Here is a 19025-nt window from a genome sequence, read left to right on the forward strand (position 1 = left end):
GAGTCAGTATGAATTCGTTTGGCAAAACAAAGTTCATACTTCATTGGGGGTATTTTGTTAAACCTTAAACAGGTTCAATGTAAAATGGATAATGAATAACACGGAGTGGAGAAAGCTTATTTACTCTATTGTACATTATTCATTATCCATTACTCATTAATTTTCTTCCTCGCTCGTGAAGGAGTACAGGGTAGTATCGAGGTTTAACGTATTGGCTTTGAAGTTGAGAATGAAATTTTCGATGACTTCATCGGTTATTTCCTCTACGTTCAAACAGACATCCATTGCAATGCCATAATCGGATTGTAAATCGACCTCTACGTGCTCCTGAACTTTTACGGCTTCGGTTTCTTCGAGTTCGTCGATAAGCTCCGTTAGGGCTGTTTCGGCTTCTTCTTCCAGGTCGGGAGCGATTTTATAACTGAGTTGGCGGTCTTCCGGTGGTACGTATTCCGGATATGTTTTACGCACCTGCTCGACGGCCATTTCGTATACCAAACTGCTGTGATGAAGCCGGAGTGTATAGACCAACGTATCAAAAATCACTTCGGTACCCTGATATTTACCCGGAAACTGGATGTGTACACATTCGCCTTCTTCCAATACGTCCAGATCGTCGTCTTCAACGTAGACGAACGATTTACCCTCCTGGAGGCACTCTTCCTTGAGTTGGTTTATTTCTTCAGGGTCGTACCCTTCGTTTTTGTAATTTCCCATGTGACAAAGCTACTATTCTGAACCGGGATTACACAGATTTAAGGATTTATAAGATTGTCTGAACCCGGATTTAGCAGATTTAGGGATTTTCTGAATTTTGCTATTGATTAAGCGCTTCAAGGACGCGAAAAACAATATTCAGAAAATCCCTAAATCTGCTAAATCCGGGTTCAGAATTATTTCACAAACAACAACTCCCGATATTTCACGAGCGGCCAGTCTTCGTCATCCACAACCTGTTCGAGTTTATCGACCTCGTAGCGGATTATCTCGAAGTGGTCCTTCACTTCGGTAGCATACAGCCGCGCGCGTTCAGTGGTGTTCTCTACGTTGTTTGCTTTTTTGCGCGACTCAATCATGGCTTCCACACCTTTCTTGATGATTATCACCCGCGTTGATATTTCCCGGAGAATGTCCTTGATGGGTTCGGCTTCGGCGGCCATGCCCAACTCAACCAGATTTCGGGCCGTTTCAGCCAGTTTATTCTGATATTTGAGCGCCGTCGATACGACGTGGTTCATGGCTAAATCGCCCATCACGCGCGACTCAATCTGTACATTTTTGATATACTTTTCGAGTTCGATCTCGTAGCGCGACTCCACTTCGGCGTGGTTCATAATACCTGTCCGTTCGAACAGAGCCAGGGATTCGGGTAATACGTATACACCCAGCGCAGCGGGCGACGATTTGATGTTCGACAGGCCCCGCGCGGCTGCTTCTTCGACCCACTCCTCTGAATAACCGTTTCCTTCGAACAGAATGCGTTTGGTGTTCGCGTAGTATTCTTTTAGAATATCGACAATTGCCAATTCTTTCTTCTCTCCCCTACTCAACCGAGAATCGAGGTCGGTTTTGAACTTGGTCAACTGGTCGGCGACGATGGCGTTCAGTACCGTCATCGTTGAAGCAGAATTGGCCGAACTGCCGACCGCTCTGAATTCAAACTTGTTTCCGGTAAAAGCGAATGGTGATGTACGGTTACGGTCGGTATTGTCACGCATCAGGCTCGGAATACGGTTCAGGCCGAGTTTGTAGTACACATTATCGCCTTTGTTGATCGTCACTTCCGACTTGGTTTCGAGGTCATTGAGCGCCTGCGTAAGTGTTTCGCCCAGAAATACCGAAACGATGGCCGGTGGCGCTTCATTGGCACCCAATCGGTGTTCGTTACCCGCCGATGCAATGCTGGCACGTAGCAGATCAGCGTTGTCATGAACGGCTTTTATTACGTTGACCAGAAACGTCAGAAAGCGCAGACTTTCTTTCGGGCGAGTACTGGGAGCCAGCAAGTTAACACCCGTATTAGTACCCATCGACCAGTTGTTGTGCTTGCCAGAGCCGTTGACACCTGCGAAAGGCTTCTCGTGGAAAAGCACCTTTAGGTTATGCTTTTCAGCAATTTTTTCCATCAAATCCATCAGCAGCGCGTTATGGTCGATGGCGAGATTGACTTCTTCGAACGTAGGAGCCACTTCAAATTGACCAGGCGCTACCTCGTTGTGACGGGTACGTACCGGCATACCCAATTTCATCGATTCAAACTCAAAATCGACCATGAACGCATTGACGCGGGGCGGAATCGAACCGAAGTAATGGTCCTCCAATTGTTGCCCGCGAGCGGGCTGATGCCCAAATACGGTACGTCCGGCAAGTACTAAATCAGGGCGGGCGTAAAACAGGGCACGGTCGACCACAAAGTATTCCTGTTCAGGACCAAGCGTTGGCGTTACTTTCGTGATGTTCCGGTCGAAATACTGGCAGACAGCAGTGGCGGCCTTATCTAAAGCGTTCAATGCTTTTAGCAGTGGTGTTTTATAGTCTAACGCTTCGCCGGTATAACTGATAAAAACCGACGGAATACAGAGCGTTTTACCGCCGGCCCCATTATCCATCAGAAAAGCGGGCGAGCTAGGGTCCCAACCAGTGTAGCCCCGTGCTTCGAACGTATTACGTAAGCCGCCGTTTGGAAATGATGAGGCATCGGGCTCCTGTTGCACCAGCGCACTGCCTTTGAATTTTTCCATCGCCTTCCCATCCGCCCCCACGTCGAAAAAGGCGTCGTGTTTTTCGGCCGTTTCGCCCGTCAGCGGCTGAAACCAGTGGGTGTAGTGCGTAGCACCTTTCGATGTAGCCCATGACTTCATCGCTCCGGCAACTTCATCGGCGATGGCGCGGTCGATTTGCCCGTTGGTATTAATGGCTTCTGTTACTTTCAGATAAGCTTCGGGCGACAGCAGCCCCCGCATCACTTCATTACTAAACGTATTACTTCCAAAAAAATCGCCAACTCGTTCTGAGGGAGCAGCTACGGCTAGGGCCTGGCGGTTTTGTGCAATTTCAAGGGCTTTAAACCGAAAATTAGACATTGATGCGGTCTGGGGTTTTAGGTCGAAAAATTTAGCCAAACATACAACACCAATCCGACTTTCTTCACTTATAGGCGAATCAACCAAAACTAAAACTGAGCGTAAATAGCGCTGTTCATTTGCAGCAGTTAGCAAAGACTTGCTGCAAATAGTTTTTGCGCTTCCTCAACAGTTAAAAGTCTCGTCCTGGGCAATTTGTCGATATGGCTGGGGGGGCGTTTTCCTGGAACAGCCGACATAATCGGCTTAATTGATACATATGGCGTAAATTGGCGACTATTCGTCGCTGGAGAGCAAACCCGTTACTCCAAAAACAATTGTTCCTAGCACTTTGGGACCGAATTTTTTGCCCGTAAACCGGCCAAACTCACTCATCCATTTGGTCTTTGTCAATACTTTATCTCCGACTTCTTTTAAGGCGTCGGAGGTTACTTTTCCAGCGGCTTTCCTGGTAAAGTACATTACCGGAGCACTGATACTCAATACAGTAATACCTACTAATGCGCCTGCCACCGCACCAACTGTACCAGATATCTCCTTACTTGATTCTTCAATCTGCTTCCATTTCTCTTCGAAGTCATATTCTTTCGCTTCCATAGCTTTGTTGTTAATAAGATTCAGGAAAACTGTGATTTAAAGGTAAATAAAAGTAAGAACAGCCCTGCATAGACTCGATTAAATGGGCTGTTTATTACTAAATACATAAAAAAGCCCGGCCACTTGCGCAGCCGGGCTTTGAAAACTATATCAATTAGCTTATGCTTCAACTGCATCAGCCGATTTAACCGTCTTGATAATTACAGCGGCAACTTTATATGGATCAGCAGCTGAGTTCGGACGACGGTCTTCCAACCAACCTTTCCAGCCGCGTTCTACCGTAGCGATGGGGATACGGATCGAAGCACCACGGTCAGATACGCCGTACGAGAACTGGGTAATCGATTGCGTTTCGTGTTTGCCCGTCAGACGCATCTCGTTATCAGCACCGTATACATCGATACAGGCCTTAATTACTTCTGGAGTACGACCAAACGATGTGCAGATTTTATCGTAGACTTCTTTGCTGCCAGCTGTGCGCAACGTACCGTTCGAGAAGTTCGCGTGCATACCCGAACCATTCCAGTCGGTATCGCCCAGTGGTTTGCAGTGCCAGTTGATCGAAATACCATATTTCTCACCAATACGCTCCAGAATGTACCGAGCCACCCAAATCTGGTCACCCGCATCTTTAGCTCCTTTAGCAAAAATCTGGAATTCCCACTGACCCGTTGCTACCTCGGCATTGATACCTTCTACGTTCAAACCAGCTTCGAGGCAGGCATCCAGATGCTCTTCAACAATATACCGACCATAAGCGTTTTTTGCACCTACAGAACAGTAGTAAGGACCCTGACCACGTTTTGGGAAGCCTTCTGCCGGAAATCCAAGTGGTTTATCGATTGATTCGTCCCACAGAAAATACTCCTGTTCGAAACCGAACCAGAAATCGTTATCGTCATCTTCAATCGTAGCGCGGCCATTCGACTCGTGGGCTGTTCCGTCGGCGTTAAGCACCTCACACATAACGAGGTAACCATTTTTACGCTGCGGATCGGGACAAACGAAAACGGGTTTCAACAAACAGTCAGACGAACCGCCTGGAGCCTGTTCGGTCGATGAACCATCGAACGACCACATAGGGCAGTCTTCCAGGTTACCCGAAAAATCGCTTTCAATTTTGGTTTTTGAACGTAAGCTTTGGGTGGGCTTATAACCATCGAGCCAAATGTATTCTAACTTCGCCTTTGCCATGATGTACAAGTGAATTTATTAAAAGGGGTTTTGTCTCAATACTTTCAGCAAATATAATGTGGTATCACCATAAAAAATAAATGTCATTTTAGGGTTTAACCGTATTTTTTACTGTTTTTATGGAAATATTATAATTAAAATTCGTTCAGTACAGTAAATCACACTAGTTTCCTGAAAAATTCTCTGGCTTCTAATAAGTAGGTCATTTTGTTCAAAAAATGGTTATTCATCTGGTAATTCCTTAAAAATTAGACAGTTTAGCTCCTATAATCTATCTTTTATACAAAAACAGCTTTTTTCTGATTGATCAAGTCTATTACCTTAAGTTTCTATTTGCAAGGATTTGGCACGCTACGTTCTGCTAACAACGTAGCAGTATTACGTCGATAACAAGTGCTACGTTCAATAAACAACGTAACGAAACTAGCCGTTAACAGACTGCTATTTTTCGTAATTTTGCGGACTATAAGTTTCTCAATTCAATGAGTTTACCGGCCGTAACGTATAGATTTAGGTAACTACCTGATTTCTATAAGCTAATGAAACAAGGATTCGGTAAACTGTTTATCAATGAATACCGTGAAAAAAGTAGCTTTTTATACACTTGGTTGTAAGCTGAACTTCTCCGAAACCTCTACGCTGGCCCGCCTGATGGAACAGCATGGGTACGAACGGGTGGAGTTCAATCAGCAGCCTGATATTTTCATCATCAATACCTGCTCCGTGACGGACAATGCCGACAAAAAATGCCGGAAAATTGTCCGCGAAGCGCAAAAAATCAATCCCGACGGTTACGTTGCGGTACTCGGTTGCTACGCTCAGTTAAAGCCAAAAGAGATTTCAAAAATTCCGGGAGTCGATGCCGTGTTGGGTGCATCCGAGAAATTCCGCCTGCACGAACTTATGTCGACGTTCGAGAAAGTGCCAACGGGCCAGCCAGCTCAGGTATTTAACTCACCTATCGAAAATGCCATTGAGTATCACGCTTCCTACTCGCTCAACGACCGCACCCGTACGTTCCTGAAGGTGCAGGATGGCTGCGATTACCCCTGTGCCTATTGTACAATCCCACTGGCACGTGGCAAAAGTCGCTCCGATACAGTGGCTAACGTAGTACGGGTTGCTCATGAAATCGCGGAACGTGGTCGGTCGGCCGCTGCCGTTAAGGAAATTGTACTGACGGGCGTTAACATCGGTGATTTTGGCCTGATTGATGGCCACCGGCAGGCAACGTTTCTTGACCTGATCAAAGCACTTGACAACGTAGCAGGTATCGATCGTTTTCGCATTTCGAGCATCGAGCCGAACCTGCTGACCGACGAGATTATTCAGTTTGTAGCGCAGTCGAAGCGGTTTGTACCGCATTTCCACGTACCGCTGCAATCGGGAAGTAACAAAGTGCTTGGCCTCATGCGCCGTCGCTACAAACGCGAACTCTACGTTGATCGGGTTCAGAAAATCAAGGAGTTGATGCCGCACGCCTGCATTGGCGTTGATGTGATTGTGGGGCATCCCGGCGAAACGGACGTAGCGTTCAAAGAAACGTATCAGTTTCTGAATGAACTACCAGTTTCCTATCTGCACGTATTTACTTATTCTGAACGACCTAATACATCAGCAATTGATATAATGCCCATAGTGCCAGCACATGTTCGGGCCGAGCGGTCGAAAATGCTGCATATTTTATCGGACAAGAAACGGCGTGCGTTTTATGAATCGCAGGTGGGACGGGATGCGACGGTGCTGTTTGAGGAAGATGTGGAAAACGGATTGATGCAGGGTTTTACGGAAAATTATGTACGAGTTGTCGCCAAATACGATCCATTGCTCATCAACGAAACAGTAGCGGTTCATTTAACAGCTATTAGTGTGGATGGGTTGATGGAAGTAATTGAACCAGAGAGCGTTCTGGAAGTGCATTGATGAATCAGAATGAAGTATTGCAATATTCTCATTTGTTTTTTATTTTAGCTAATAATCATCAACTGATTGGCTACTAAAACAACTACGTTATGAGATCTGTCCTGCTTTCTTGTTTAGTTCTGCTCTGCGCTACTACGTTCACCTGGGCACAAGGTTCTAAGCATCCTGCGCCAACTACGGTGTATATTCCAACAAATACCCCTCCTCCAATCAATTACAAATATCACGACGGTGTTGCACTGCTCCGGGACGGTACGTTGCTGAAAGGCCGCTTCCAGTCGAATGGAAGGTCGAATTTTACGTATCGGGCTACTAGTCAGGCTACCCGTCAAAAAATTGGTGCGTCTATGATTCGTCGGTTAGCGTTGGCGGGAGCTGATACGTTGGTGACGAATCGTAGGGACTCCACTATTTTTTTTCGATTTGGAAACCGTCTTTACCGTCAGTTAACCGATGGTGCTACCATGATTCTGGATCGCATGTTTGTGGTTGATGAGGATCGTGGTAAAATAGGATATCAATTGTATGTATTGGACGAAAACGATGACTTACACAAATTTACTTCGTTAAATAAGTTGAATAAGTGGTTCTACGATTTTCAGGAGAAATCGGGGCGAAAATTATCCGACGCTTATCTAAATCAGAATGAGATTGTAAAAGCGGTAGCACAGCTTAATCAGAAGTAAGTTTTTTGTCATGCTGACGAAGGAAGCATCTTAAAGTATCATAAATAGATTGTTGGGATGCTTTAAGATGCTTCCTTCGTCAGCATGACAAAAATGTAGTAAAAAGGCCGTCTCTGTACAGAGACGGCCTTTTTACTAGGTAGAATGAAGGCTAACTATCCTTCTTATACTGTTGAATAATCTTGTAGAGTGCTTTCTGTTTTTCCAGTTCAGGGAAAAACTCGAACAACTGTACGTGTGCATCGTAATCGAGCGAGAGCGCGGCTTCCAGTTGAATCAACGCTTCGCGATAATGTCCGGCATGAATCAGGTAAATTGCTGAACGATAGTACAAATCGGCTTCGGTTGGCATATCACTGATGCCCGACTGAATAATGTCGTTAGCCCGTAGGAAATCCCCCTGATCGAAGGGAACCAGCGACCATGTCAGGTACACATCCGGGTTTTCAGAATCGACCTCGGCCGCTTTCTCAAACGCTTCTACGCTTGATAATACGTTACCGACTTTGTATTCGGTCTCGGCCAGCGCAATGTAATAATCGCCATTCTGATCATTCAATTTGATGGCTTTCTGCAAAAACGGCAGCGATTCATACCATTTACCCGTTTCACTCAGGCAAACGCCAATCCCGTACCAGGCTTCGTCCCACATGGAATCCAAACGAATGGCTTCGCGGTATTCCTTGATAGCTTCGGGCAAACGATCCTGTTTTTCTATGCTAGCTCCTAAGTGGCAGTACGTATCAGCGGTTGGCTCTTCGTATTTAAGCGTTTCGCGGTAACAATGCTCAGCTTTCTCAAACAACCCCAGATTCATGTACGTATTACCGAGGTTGAAATGCGCCGACGCAAAATCTTCCTTGATCAACACCGCATAATCGTAGGCTTCAGCCGCTTCGGCGTAACGGGCCAGCTTGCTATAGGCAATACCCATGTTATACCAGGCATTATACGAATACGGATCGGTATCGATGAGTTGCTGATAATACGAAAGGCTGTTCTCCAACTCACCCGTTACGTCGAGGCAGAATGCCAGTTCGTACAGGGCATTTTCGTTGTTTATATTCAGCGCAATCGACTTTTTATACTGCGTAATGGCTTCATCATACTTACCCCAGTTCTGATAACTCTGCCCCAGTTGAAACAGAATATCATCTTTGTCTTCGGCGCGGTCGAGTAAGTCTTCCAACACCTGAATCGACTCTTCGTACCGGCCCGCCATGTTCAGAACAGAGCCCTGCATAAATGGTACGTCGAGGTCGCCGGGGTTAAACAAAGAAGCCCGTTCCAGTAACTCCAGCGATTCGTCGAACCGTTGAAAATTAGCCAGAATCTGGGCTTTGTCGAGCATCAACTCCAGCGCGTAAGGGAAATTTTCCAGACCGGATTCGGCAGCTTTAAGTGCCTTGTCTAAATCGCCCTGATTGAGGTAATGCTCAACCATTTGTTCGTAGACATCCAGATCGAAAAACTGGCTTTGTTGCTGGTCCAGCATCTGCTCGAAACGCCGGATAGATTCTTTAATATCGCCTTCTCGTTCTTCGAACTCTTGCTCCATACTATTGCCTTAAAATTGTGGGGCGGATAGGGGCCGAAGCCATTGGCTCGGTTTATCCTTTGGCAGTGAAATTTAAACCAAAATATTGAAAATCCAACACCCCATTGGCAAAATTTACACCGACGGTGGAGACGCTTTTAACGCGTCACTTATCCGCCGTAACGTATCACTCAATGGTCGGTATTGAAAATCAAGCACCTGCCCAATCTGCCGCCCGTCGTACTCGTATAACGCACTCGCCGACCGGGCTGTTTCGCGCGTTATCAGAGGAGATTTCCCCAGTATCCACGCTCGTACGGCTTCCAGTGGCCAGAGCAGTTTTGTCAGCGCGGGCGGTATCCGCATGGTTGGCGGACGTTTGCCCAGAGCAGTTGCTACTTGTTCTAACAATGTTCGGTACGGAATGGTGCCCCCATTCAGAATGAACCGCCGGTTTGATACGTCCGATTGCATCAATCTGACCAGCGTATCCGTTACGTCGAGCACATCAACGTAGTTGATTAGACCCGCCGGATAAAATGGGCGTTCGTCGTATACGTATTTAATAAGTTGTAGACTGCTACGTTGCCAATCGCCAACGCCAAGCACGACCGATGGATTTACCATCACGGTATTCAGCCCTTCGGCCACACCGCGCCAGACTTCCAGCTCAGCCCGGTATTTGGTTTTGGCGTAAACGGAGTTATTGGGCGAATCTTCCCATTTCTGCGTTTCATCAATCGTTACTACGTTACCCTCTATTTTTGCTGCTGGCCGACCAACGGCGGCTACAGAACTAACGTAACCCAATTTCCCTACGCCAGCTTTCAGGCAGACGTTCACTACGTTGGCTGTACCTTCTACATTGATACGTTCCATTCGGTCGCGATCTTTGGGCACAAACGAAACAATAGCAGCCGCATGAATCACATCTATGTCTGAAATAATCACCGATTCGAGTGAAGGAATATCCAGTACGTCGCCTTCGTGCCAGCGAATCTGGTCTGCTACGTCGCTCAACATCCCATAGCCTCGTTCCGAACGATATAAGGCTGCTACGTTATATCCCTCAGCCAGATAACGCCGGGCAATGTGCGAGCCGATGAAGCCGGTAGCGCCGGTAATGAAAACGGTATTACGTAGTGATGAGGTCAATTGAATTTTTGATTTCAACCCTATTAGGGAAATTATTCGTATTCGGAACGTTGTTCTCCATGCTAGCTCGTCCTTTGCGCAAATACGCAATTACATAAATACGTATTTACGCAATTGCGTAAACATAACAACGTTCGGGCCTGAATTGCTAATTTTGCCAAAATTAGTCGGTAGTCTAAAGTCTATCGACTGACGACTATCGACTCACTGATGTTAGAAAACCCACAACGATACACGGTTACGGCGGCCCTTATTTATGCCAATGGTCCGATTCATATCGGCCACATTGCCGGATGCTACCTCCCTGCCGATATTTATGTACGTTATCTGCGCTTAACAGGCAAAGATGTTGCGTTCATCAGCGGTACCGACGAGCATGGTGTACCCATTACCATTCGAGCCAAAAAAGAAGGGCTGACTCCCCAGCAGGTCGTTGATAAGTACTACGTCCAGATTAAACAGGCGTTCAGCGACTTCGGCATCTCGTTCGATATTTACTCGCGCACATCTAACCAGATTCACCACGAAACGTCGCAGGAGATTTTTCTGAAAATTTACAACAATGGTGATTTCGACGAGGAAGTGACGGAGCAGTATTACGACGAGGTGGCCGGACAATTTCTGGCTGACCGCTATATTGTTGGTACGTGCCCGGTATGCGGTAATCCAAATGCCTATGGTGACCAGTGCGAACGTTGTGGTACAGCTCTCAGCCCCACAGAGTTGATTGAGCCGCATTCTACGTTGTCGGGCTCTAAACCGGTGATGCGTTCCACCAAAAACTGGTTTCTGCCGCTGGACCGGATGCAGCCAAAAATCGAGGAATACGTCAACAGTCATACCGAGTGGAAAACGAACGTATTTGGCCAATGCCAGTCGTGGCTGAAAGAAGGGCTACGTCCGCGCGCTATGACCCGCGACCTCGATTGGGGCATTAAAGTACCGCTTCCCGATGCCGAAGGTAAAGTGCTCTACGTTTGGTTCGATGCACCTATCGGATACATCTCGATGACCAAGGAATGGGCTGAACAACAGGGCCGCGACTGGGAATTGTACTGGCGCGACAAGGACACCAAACTGGTGCATTTCATCGGTAAAGACAATATCGTGTTCCACTGCATCATTTTCCCAGCTATGCTGATGGCCGACGGCAGCTACATTCTGGCCGACAACGTACCAGCCAACGAGTTCATGAACCTCGAAGGCGACAAAATCAGTACGTCGCGCAACTGGGCGGTCTGGCTGCACGAGTATCTGGATGAGATGCCGGGCAAGCAGGACGTACTACGTTACGTATTAGCCGCCAATGCGCCCGAAACCAAAGATTCGGAATTCACCTGGAAAGATTTTCAGGCCCGTAATAACTCCGAGCTAGTTGGTATTCTGGGCAATTTCGTGAACCGGGCCGTGGTTCTGACACACAAAATGGCTGAAGGACACGTACCATTACGTAGCGAACTAACTGATTACGACAAACAGGTGTTGGACGAACTCGCGCAATTCCCTGACCGTATCGGGCAGTCTATTGCTACGTATCGATTCCGGGAAGCACTGGGGTATTTGATGGATCTGGCACGGCTGGGCAACAAATACCTGGCCGAAACCGAGCCCTGGAAAGCCATTAAAACCGACCCGCAAAGGGCACACACGATCCTGAACATTGCGCTTCAGATTACAGCGAATCTGAGTATCGTCTGCGAACCGTTTCTGCCGTTCACAGCCGAAAAAATAAGAGCCCAACTAGCCATTACAGAGAATTTTAACTGGACCAATGCCGGCCGAGCGGATTTACTAGTAGAAAGGCACGTGTTAGGACAGGCCCCCGCCGGGCCAGCCGATTTACTTTTCGCCAAAATTGAAGACGACGAAATAAACAAACAGATTCAGAAATTGCTGAATGCCAAACGAATGAATGAATTAGAAACCAAGAACGTACCGGAAATCCGGTCGGAGATTACGTACGATGATTTTGCCAAAATGGACATTCGTATCGGCACGATTACCGAAGCTGAGCGCGTTCCGAAAAGTGATAAACTCCTCAAACTGAAGGTTGATGATGGTTTGGGCGGACGTCAGATTCTGAGTGGTATTGCCAAGCATTTTACGCCCGAAGAAGTCATCGGCAAGCAGGTAACGTTTCTGGCCAATCTGGCCCCTCGAAAAATGATGGGACTGGAGTCGCAGGGCATGATTCTGATGGCCGAAGACCGTGACGGAAAACTTTCACTCATCACCCCCGGAGAATCCGTCTGGAACGGTGGAACGGTGAGTTAAAACACGGGATTCTATTAACAAACAGAAAGCCGCAATGCTTCAGAATTGCAGCTTTCTGTTTACTATTCTTTGATTAACTAATTACCCCTTAATAGCATGGTCGACCGGCATATTCTGGCCCGACCATATTTTTTTCGCTGTCCAGTCAGTTGAAGGTGATGCCCAGAACGGGTCGGTTTCGGGCAGGCCAAGTGGCAGAAACGCTACCGAACACAAGTACAGGCTTCCCGTCGAAATATAGGTTTCACCAATAGCGGGCTGATGGCCGCATAAACCAATTTGCAGCCAGCCTTTTCCGTCGAACGTACCGGGTGCGTCCATTGTACGACGTATCACTGCCGTAAGCGCCGACCGTGCCTGTCCGGGCGACAATTCGGAAGGCAAGCTACGTAGTAGGGATATCTGAGCCAGCAATTGAAACGCGCCACACCGATACGCTAACGATCGGCCGAAAGCGGCAAATGACCCATCGGGCCCAATCAATCGCTCCTGAATCATGGCGTAACGCTGTGCGCGGATCAACAACGTATCAAGCAGATTTTTATCCCCTTTCCCGGTATCTACCAGCGTTTTCACTACGTCCAGCAACATGGGCTGAATGACGTAGCTGTTGTAATAATCCCAGTGAAAATCAGGACCATCGCCATAAGCACCATCGCCCTTGTACCAGGCCTGATGTTGGCGAATCGCGTAGTCCATGCGAAGTTCATCGCCAGAACCGGTGTACTTCAACAAAGCGGCTTCGACCATCGCACTGAACAGTAGCCAGTTATTATAGCCCGGTTTGATAACCCGACTCGCCTGCAACGCTTTCACTACGTTGTCCTGCTCGTTTTTGTCCAGAATGCTCCAGAGTTTCGGGGAACGTAGCATGCCGTGCGCCAGAAAAGCCGCATCGACCAAAGGTTGACCGCCTTTCGTAAAATTCAGATAATCGGGCGATTGCGGATTTACGCCGTTGGCAATCGCTTTCCGGGCTAAATCCAGATACTGTTTACGTAGACGTCCTTCCGCCGAATCATCGCCACCCAATTCGAGCCAGGGCGCAATGCCGGCCATCGTTCGACCCAATGCCTCCAGATGCGACACCAGCACGCGACCAGCCTGTTGCCCCGATGCCGATTCGACCGGCATGGTGGCTTTCAACTGGTTTTGTGCCAGCGCCGTTAAGACAGGGTTAGCAATTTTCTGTATGAGTTGGAGCCAGTACGTTCGGTCGTCGTTGACTGGTAAAACAAGCGTTGGCTGGAGTAATTCGTGAGTCGAAAAGCCTATGGGCAACGTAGCGGCTAACCGGGTAAAAGTGCGTCGGTTCATTAACTTACTATTCGGAAGAATATCATTAAAAGAATCTTTAGATGGCCTTTTTACTGTTTTTACGAGCAATCATTAAACCGGAAACGTTCAGTCTAAAAACGCTGTTACATATCAAACTGAGTGAGTTCAGCGGAGCGCTCCACTGAACTCACTCACCAAACTCGCCATTGCATTTCTCCTGTGAGCCAAGAACAAAAAGGTGCTGAATCTACATCCGGTCGGATTTTTGACTGGGCTATCCTCCGTCGGCTGTATGCGTTTGTAAAGCCGTATCAAGTTCGATTTTTTTTGCTGGTTGGCATCATTCTGCTGTCAGCTTGTTTAGCGCCCCTTATCCCACTCCTGATCCGTTATACCATTGATAACGTCATTTCTGTGGGCGATTACCAGAAACTGACTACGATGCTGGTGGTGATGATTGGCGTATTGGTTGTGCAGGCCGTTATTCAATTTTTCAATACGTATCTGTCGGGATGGCTAGGGCAGTACGTTATTCGCGACATACGCACGCAGCTTTATCGAAAAATCCTGAACCTGCGCCTGAAATTCTTCGATAATACACCCATTGGCCGTCTGGTAACCCGCTCCATTTCGGACGTCGAGACGCTGGCCGACGTGTTCAGTGAAGGTATGGCCGCCATTGCTGGCGATATTTTGCAATTAGTACTCATCATCGGCGTGATGTTCTACACCGACTGGCGGCTGGCCGCGATCAGCCTGTCGACGATTCCGCTGATGCTGTTCAGTACGTATGTGTTTAAAGAAAAAATCAAGAAATCGTTCAACCTGGTACGTACCGCAGTGGCCAACCTGAACTCGTTTGTACAGGAGCATATCACGGGTATGAACATTGTCCAGATTTTTGGCAGCGAGAAAATCGAAGCCGAAAAATTCCGGGTCATCAACAGCGAGCACCGAGACGCCAACATTCGTTCAATTCTGTATTACTCGATTTATTACCCGGTTGCCGATATTATTTCAGCCGTTGCCGTTGGCTTAGTTGTTTGGTACGGTGCTACGCAGATTATTCATGCCGACGTTACGTTCGGGACTGTTACGGCCTTCGTGATTTTTATAAACCTGTTTTTTCGCCCCATTCGGATGCTGGCCGATCGGTTCAATACGTTGCAGATGGGCATTGTCAGCACCGACCGAATTTTGAAACTACTTGATAGCGACGAATTTACTGTAGACAACGGTACGTATGCACCATCGACACTACGTGGCGACGTAGCATTTAATAACGTATGGTTTGCCTATAACGAAGAGAATTGGGTGTTACGTGACATTTCGTTTCAGGTGAAAGCGGGCGACACAGTGGCTTTTGTGGGTGCTACAGGCGCGGGTAAATCATCCATTATCAATCTACTGAGCCGTTTTTATGACATCAATAAAGGAGAAATTACAGTCGATGGTGTTGATATTCACGATTACGAACTGGGACACCTGCGCCGGAATATCGGTGTCGTATTACAGGATGTTTTCCTGTTTTCGGACACTATTGAAAACAACATTACGTTGGGCGACAAATCCATTAGTCACGAAAAAATTGTGGAAGCGGCCAAACTGGTTGGTGTGCACGAATTCATCGAGCGACTTCCGGGTGGGTATCAGTACAACGTAATGGAACGCGGTTCGACACTTTCGGTAGGTCAGCGGCAGTTGATTTCGTTCGTACGGGCGATGGTGCAGGACCCCAAAATTATCGTGCTGGACGAAGCTACGTCGTCGGTCGATACCGAAACGGAAGAGATGATTCAGAACGCCATCAGCAAACTCATGAAAGGACGTACCGCCATCGTGATTGCGCACCGACTGAGCACCATTCAGAAAGCAAACAACATCATTGTGGTTGATAAAGGACGTATCGTTGAGCAGGGTACGCACGAAGAACTGCTTCAGCACGAAGGTTTCTACGCCAATCTGTACCGGATGCAATACAAAGAAATGGTTTGAGATTGAGTATGAAAGACAAAAGGTAGTGGTCCAGATTCTCAAACCTGGACCACTACCTTTTTTACCCTTATTGTACATCAATTATTAGTACCCGTTTGTCGGACTAGCGGGATATCGGATAGTGTGTTGTTATCCTGAGTAGCCATTGTAATATAGCCGTGCACTGGCGGATTGACCGTAAACGACTGTACAAAACGGTCTGCTCCACAACTGAGTTCGACCCGATACTGGCCGGTGGGCAACGCCGATACGTCATAACGTCCCGCATAAACTCGCTTCATCGACCCTTCGTCGTAGTAGATGCGTCCTTTCTCATCACGAATGACTATTCGGACTTCATCTGGGTGTGGATTGCGGAAGTGAATCCGCATAACAAACGGCGTTAATTTGGGCGCCCAAATAACGGCATCCAGTCCTTTAGGTGTGGCTCTCAAACGGTCGGCACCATTATAGGTCTGCGCCGAGGCTGATACGTGCCCAATTAAATTCAGCAGAAGGAATGCGCTCAGGCGCACAGTCAGAAAAACTACATTGCGTTTCATGATTACTTATGGTTATGGATGAATTGAAAAAGAACTAAAGAATATTCACTGATTAGCGATGTTTTGGGCCTGCCAGTTGATGACGATTAGTAGAAAAATGCGTGAGCAGCACCTGGAGTCGTTGATTTAACTCGTTGGTTGTCCGGCGATTTTTAAGATTTAATCGTCGGAGGGCTAGCGAGTCAGTTTGCAGTAGCGTCCACTGATCGGCGTAATAATGAACGAGCGTTTGCCGACCCAGACCGGGTGAATTTTCAACGACCCAGAATCCAACTGCCGGAGTCTGCGACCGAGCTGAAACCTTAGAAACTGGTGAAGGCAACTCAATCGTCGTGAGGTTATCCGGTATCGGGATGTTGGTAGACTGGGCAGAGGTTAATTGGGTAAACACAGCGATCCCTACAAAAGCGGATAGAAGCGCAAATGGCGTTTTCATGGTTTGTTTGGTTTAAAAATGGTGTGAATAGACTTGGTCAACCCTATTAGGAAAGGCTTTAACCACTGCTAAGTTGCACGATGTGAGCACTTTAAAGCCAGCGACTTAGGGTAAACTGCGGGCTTTTCGGGGTGAGTGAACCGATTTTCGGGGTGAAAGAGCGAACGGTACGTTTAGTTAGTCCTCTAGAAACGTATTCAAAACCAATAACCCTTTATAACCCACCATTCGCCCTGTCATTGCGACAACTGGCGGGGTAGCGTTTGTGAAAGAGGATTTTATACTGTAGGTTCGATACGTATACTTATCCTCTAGCTTTGATGGCTAATCAGCTGATCCGCTGCTTCTTATTAGGTTTCTGGTTGTTCGGAACCAGTGGAAATCTGTTTGGCCAACCGATCATCAGTGTACGGCCAGGGCACTTACCGACAAACGGACTGGATATTCGCCAACAGGTAGCTTTTGTGGAGGATGATGACGTCGATTTTTTTCCCAATCAGGCGCGGCCGCCTACTGTTTTCGGACGCTTTCCGGAGGGAGCCGCTCTTAAAGTATTTCTGAAGAAAAACGTCCGAAATGGATGGATTCGCTTCACAATTGGCCCTGTACGCGAGCTATCATCCATCATTTTGTATGCTGGTCCCCAGCCTTCCCTTCAACTGTATCGGCTCAAAAATGGTCGGCTCCAACTTTTGGAACAGGCCGGCTCGGTGCTGCCCAAAAACCATTTATCGGCCATAACGAACAGTTACAAAGCTGTTTCGCTGCCTTTGTTACCTAACCAAAATAATCTGTTTTACCTGCGAATAGTCAGTACAAGACATTATAATTCGTTACCACTGACGTTGTTTGACCCAGTTGTTTACCGCGCTTTTTTATACGAACAGAAAAGCCTTGAGCAACCGTTTTTCCTATTTCTCATTGGCACCCTTTCGTGTCTGCTGCTTCTGGCCTGTTTCTGGCTGTTTCAGTATTTCACTAGCCCCGACAAGGCTTACTGGTGGTATGGATTTTATTTGCTCTTCACATTTGCCTATCTGTTTCGAGCTGAAGAAAACGTTTTTTCAACGGGACTGATCCTGCCAAACCAGCCCACGGTACTCTTATTCGCGATCCCATTTCTGGTTGTTGGTATGGAATATACTTACCTGCGCTTTATCTGTGCGCTGCTGGAAGTCGATGAATCCCAAAAGATCATTCAAATGGCGCTTCGCATCTGGACTATCTATTTCATTTTAATAATCATCATCTGGTTGCTACTGTTGGCATTTTTCGATTCATATAAAGTTCTCGCCGTTTATTACACGCGCACCCACCTGGTTCTAAATCTGGTGAACGTAGTGATTATCCTGTTAATCGTCCGTATTATTTACGTGAGCCGCCATCCGCTACGTGGCTACGTACTGGTTGGATCCCTGTTACTGGCTATGGGATTTGTGGGGAGCATTATTATCAGCAGTTTCTACAGAGGATGGTCAACCAGCCTGATTTATACGAATCCTGCTTTTTATTCAGGGCTTGGAATATTGCTGGAAGTGTTTTGCCTGTCGGTGGCTCTGGGAAGGCGAACTCAATTGCTGAAAGATGAAAAGAAACACACTGAATCGGTTCTGGCAACGGAGCAGGCGCGGTTTCAGCAACGTATCGCCGAAACCGAAATGGCAGCGCTACGTTCACAGATGAATCCGCATTTTATTTTCAATTGCCTCAATTCCATTCAGTTTTTCACTGCCCAAAACGATTCTGAAAAAGCATCTGGGTATCTAAGTAAATTCTCCCGGCTCATTCGGTTAGTACTGGAAAACTCCCGGTCGGAAAAAGTTACACTCGATAACGAACTCGAAACGCTGCAACTCTATTTCGACATGGAAGCTATGCGATTCCCGCAGAAACTTCACTATCGAATCGACATTGATCCTCAGCTAGATACAGGCTCGGTGCAGATTCCACCTCTGTTGTTGCAACCGTTTGTAGAAAATGCTATCTGGCATGGTCTCATGCATAAAGAAGAAGGCGGAACTGTACTTATAGACGTTCATCAGCCGCAGGACGGCATATTACAGATCGAGATTACCGACGATGGCATTGGACGGGAGAAAGCAGCTGAGTACAAGAGTAAGTCGGCCACCAAACAAAAGTCGTTCGGTATGAAAATCACAGCCGACCGTATTAACCTGATTAATCAACTTTACCAGATTCAGACCAACATTGTAGTTACTGATTTAGTCGATACGCAGGGTCAGCCCGCCGGGACAAAAGTTACGCTGAGTATACCAATTTAAATGAGCGAAAGAGTGAAAGAGCGAATTCCGTCCGGCAGTCTCT

14 protein-coding genes are annotated in these 19025 nt (G+C 47.2%); 5 read left to right on the plus strand and 9 right to left on the minus strand.

Features of this window, described 5'->3' with window-relative positions; genetic code table 11:
- Positions 1-156: 156 nt before the first annotated feature.
- The 4 genes from IC229_RS19005 to IC229_RS19020 form a co-directional block, all read right to left on the minus strand.
- Positions 157-717: a hypothetical protein gene (locus IC229_RS19005; RefSeq protein WP_190888593.1), complete on the minus strand. Its 561-nt coding sequence runs from the start codon at positions 715-717 to the stop codon at positions 157-159.
- A 176-nt stretch (positions 718-893) separates the two neighbouring features.
- Positions 894-3083 (minus strand): glutamine synthetase III family protein, encoded by a 2190-nt coding sequence (locus IC229_RS19010; protein WP_190888594.1) that lies wholly within the window; start codon positions 3081-3083, stop codon positions 894-896.
- A 276-nt stretch (positions 3084-3359) separates the two neighbouring features.
- Positions 3360-3680: a hypothetical protein gene (locus tag IC229_RS19015; RefSeq protein ID WP_190888595.1), complete on the minus strand. Its 321-nt coding sequence runs from the start codon at positions 3678-3680 to the stop codon at positions 3360-3362.
- A gap of 159 nt (positions 3681-3839) precedes the next feature.
- The gene (locus IC229_RS19020) at positions 3840-4874 is read right to left on the minus strand and encodes a glutamine synthetase beta-grasp domain-containing protein (RefSeq protein WP_190888596.1); all 1035 of its coding nucleotides are present in this window, start codon (positions 4872-4874) and stop codon (positions 3840-3842) included.
- Between the two features lie 570 nt (positions 4875-5444).
- Here IC229_RS19020 and mtaB point away from each other — a divergent pair.
- Together mtaB and IC229_RS19030 are read left to right on the plus strand one after the other, a co-directional pair.
- The gene (gene mtaB / locus IC229_RS19025; protein ID WP_190888597.1) at positions 5445-6797 is read left to right on the plus strand and encodes a tRNA (N(6)-L-threonylcarbamoyladenosine(37)-C(2))-methylthiotransferase MtaB; all 1353 of its coding nucleotides are present in this window, start codon (positions 5445-5447) and stop codon (positions 6795-6797) included.
- A gap of 89 nt (positions 6798-6886) precedes the next feature.
- Entirely contained in the window at positions 6887-7483 is a 597-nt protein-coding gene (locus IC229_RS19030) for a hypothetical protein (protein ID WP_190888598.1), read from the plus strand.
- Positions 7484-7634: 151 nt separating this feature from the next.
- Here the strand turns inward: IC229_RS19030 and IC229_RS19035 are convergent, their stop codons facing one another.
- Complete coding sequence (locus tag IC229_RS19035; RefSeq protein ID WP_190888599.1) at positions 7635-9041, minus strand: tetratricopeptide repeat protein; 1407 nt, start codon at positions 9039-9041, stop codon at positions 7635-7637.
- Positions 9042-9155: 114 nt separating this feature from the next.
- On the minus strand, positions 9156-10175 hold the full coding sequence (locus IC229_RS19040) for an NAD-dependent epimerase/dehydratase family protein (protein WP_190888729.1): 1020 nt from the start codon (positions 10173-10175) through the stop codon (positions 9156-9158).
- Positions 10176-10385: 210 nt separating this feature from the next.
- On the opposite strand from IC229_RS19040, the gene metG reads away from it, so the two are divergent.
- A complete protein-coding gene (gene metG / locus IC229_RS19045; protein ID WP_190888600.1) occupies positions 10386-12449 on the plus strand; it encodes a methionine--tRNA ligase in 2064 nt (687 codons plus the stop codon).
- Between the two features lie 81 nt (positions 12450-12530).
- On the opposite strand, the gene IC229_RS19050 is transcribed toward metG, so the two are convergent.
- Complete coding sequence (locus IC229_RS19050; protein WP_190888601.1) at positions 12531-13766, minus strand: DUF2264 domain-containing protein; 1236 nt, start codon at positions 13764-13766, stop codon at positions 12531-12533.
- A 180-nt stretch (positions 13767-13946) separates the two neighbouring features.
- Between IC229_RS19050 and IC229_RS19055 the strand changes: the two genes are divergently transcribed.
- On the plus strand, positions 13947-15722 hold the full coding sequence (locus tag IC229_RS19055; RefSeq protein ID WP_190888602.1) for an ABC transporter ATP-binding protein: 1776 nt from the start codon (positions 13947-13949) through the stop codon (positions 15720-15722).
- A 77-nt stretch (positions 15723-15799) separates the two neighbouring features.
- Here the strand turns inward: IC229_RS19055 and IC229_RS19060 are convergent, their stop codons facing one another.
- Both IC229_RS19060 and IC229_RS19065 read right to left on the minus strand, forming a co-directional pair.
- Positions 15800-16264: a hypothetical protein gene (locus IC229_RS19060; RefSeq protein WP_190888603.1), complete on the minus strand. Its 465-nt coding sequence runs from the start codon at positions 16262-16264 to the stop codon at positions 15800-15802.
- 52 nt (positions 16265-16316) lie between these two features.
- Complete coding sequence (locus IC229_RS19065; RefSeq protein ID WP_190888604.1) at positions 16317-16700, minus strand: hypothetical protein; 384 nt, start codon at positions 16698-16700, stop codon at positions 16317-16319.
- A gap of 320 nt (positions 16701-17020) precedes the next feature.
- Between IC229_RS19065 and IC229_RS19070 the strand changes: the two genes are divergently transcribed.
- Positions 17021-18982 carry a histidine kinase gene (locus tag IC229_RS19070; protein WP_190888605.1) on the plus strand — a complete coding sequence of 654 codons (1962 nt, stop codon included), beginning with the start codon at positions 17021-17023 and terminating at the stop codon, positions 18980-18982.
- Positions 18983-19025: the final 43 nt, after the last annotated feature.

Origin of the sequence: Spirosoma profusum (assembly GCF_014699005.1) — a bacterium.
In the GTDB taxonomy this organism is placed as follows: Bacteria; Bacteroidota; Bacteroidia; order Cytophagales; family Spirosomataceae; genus Spirosoma; species Spirosoma profusum.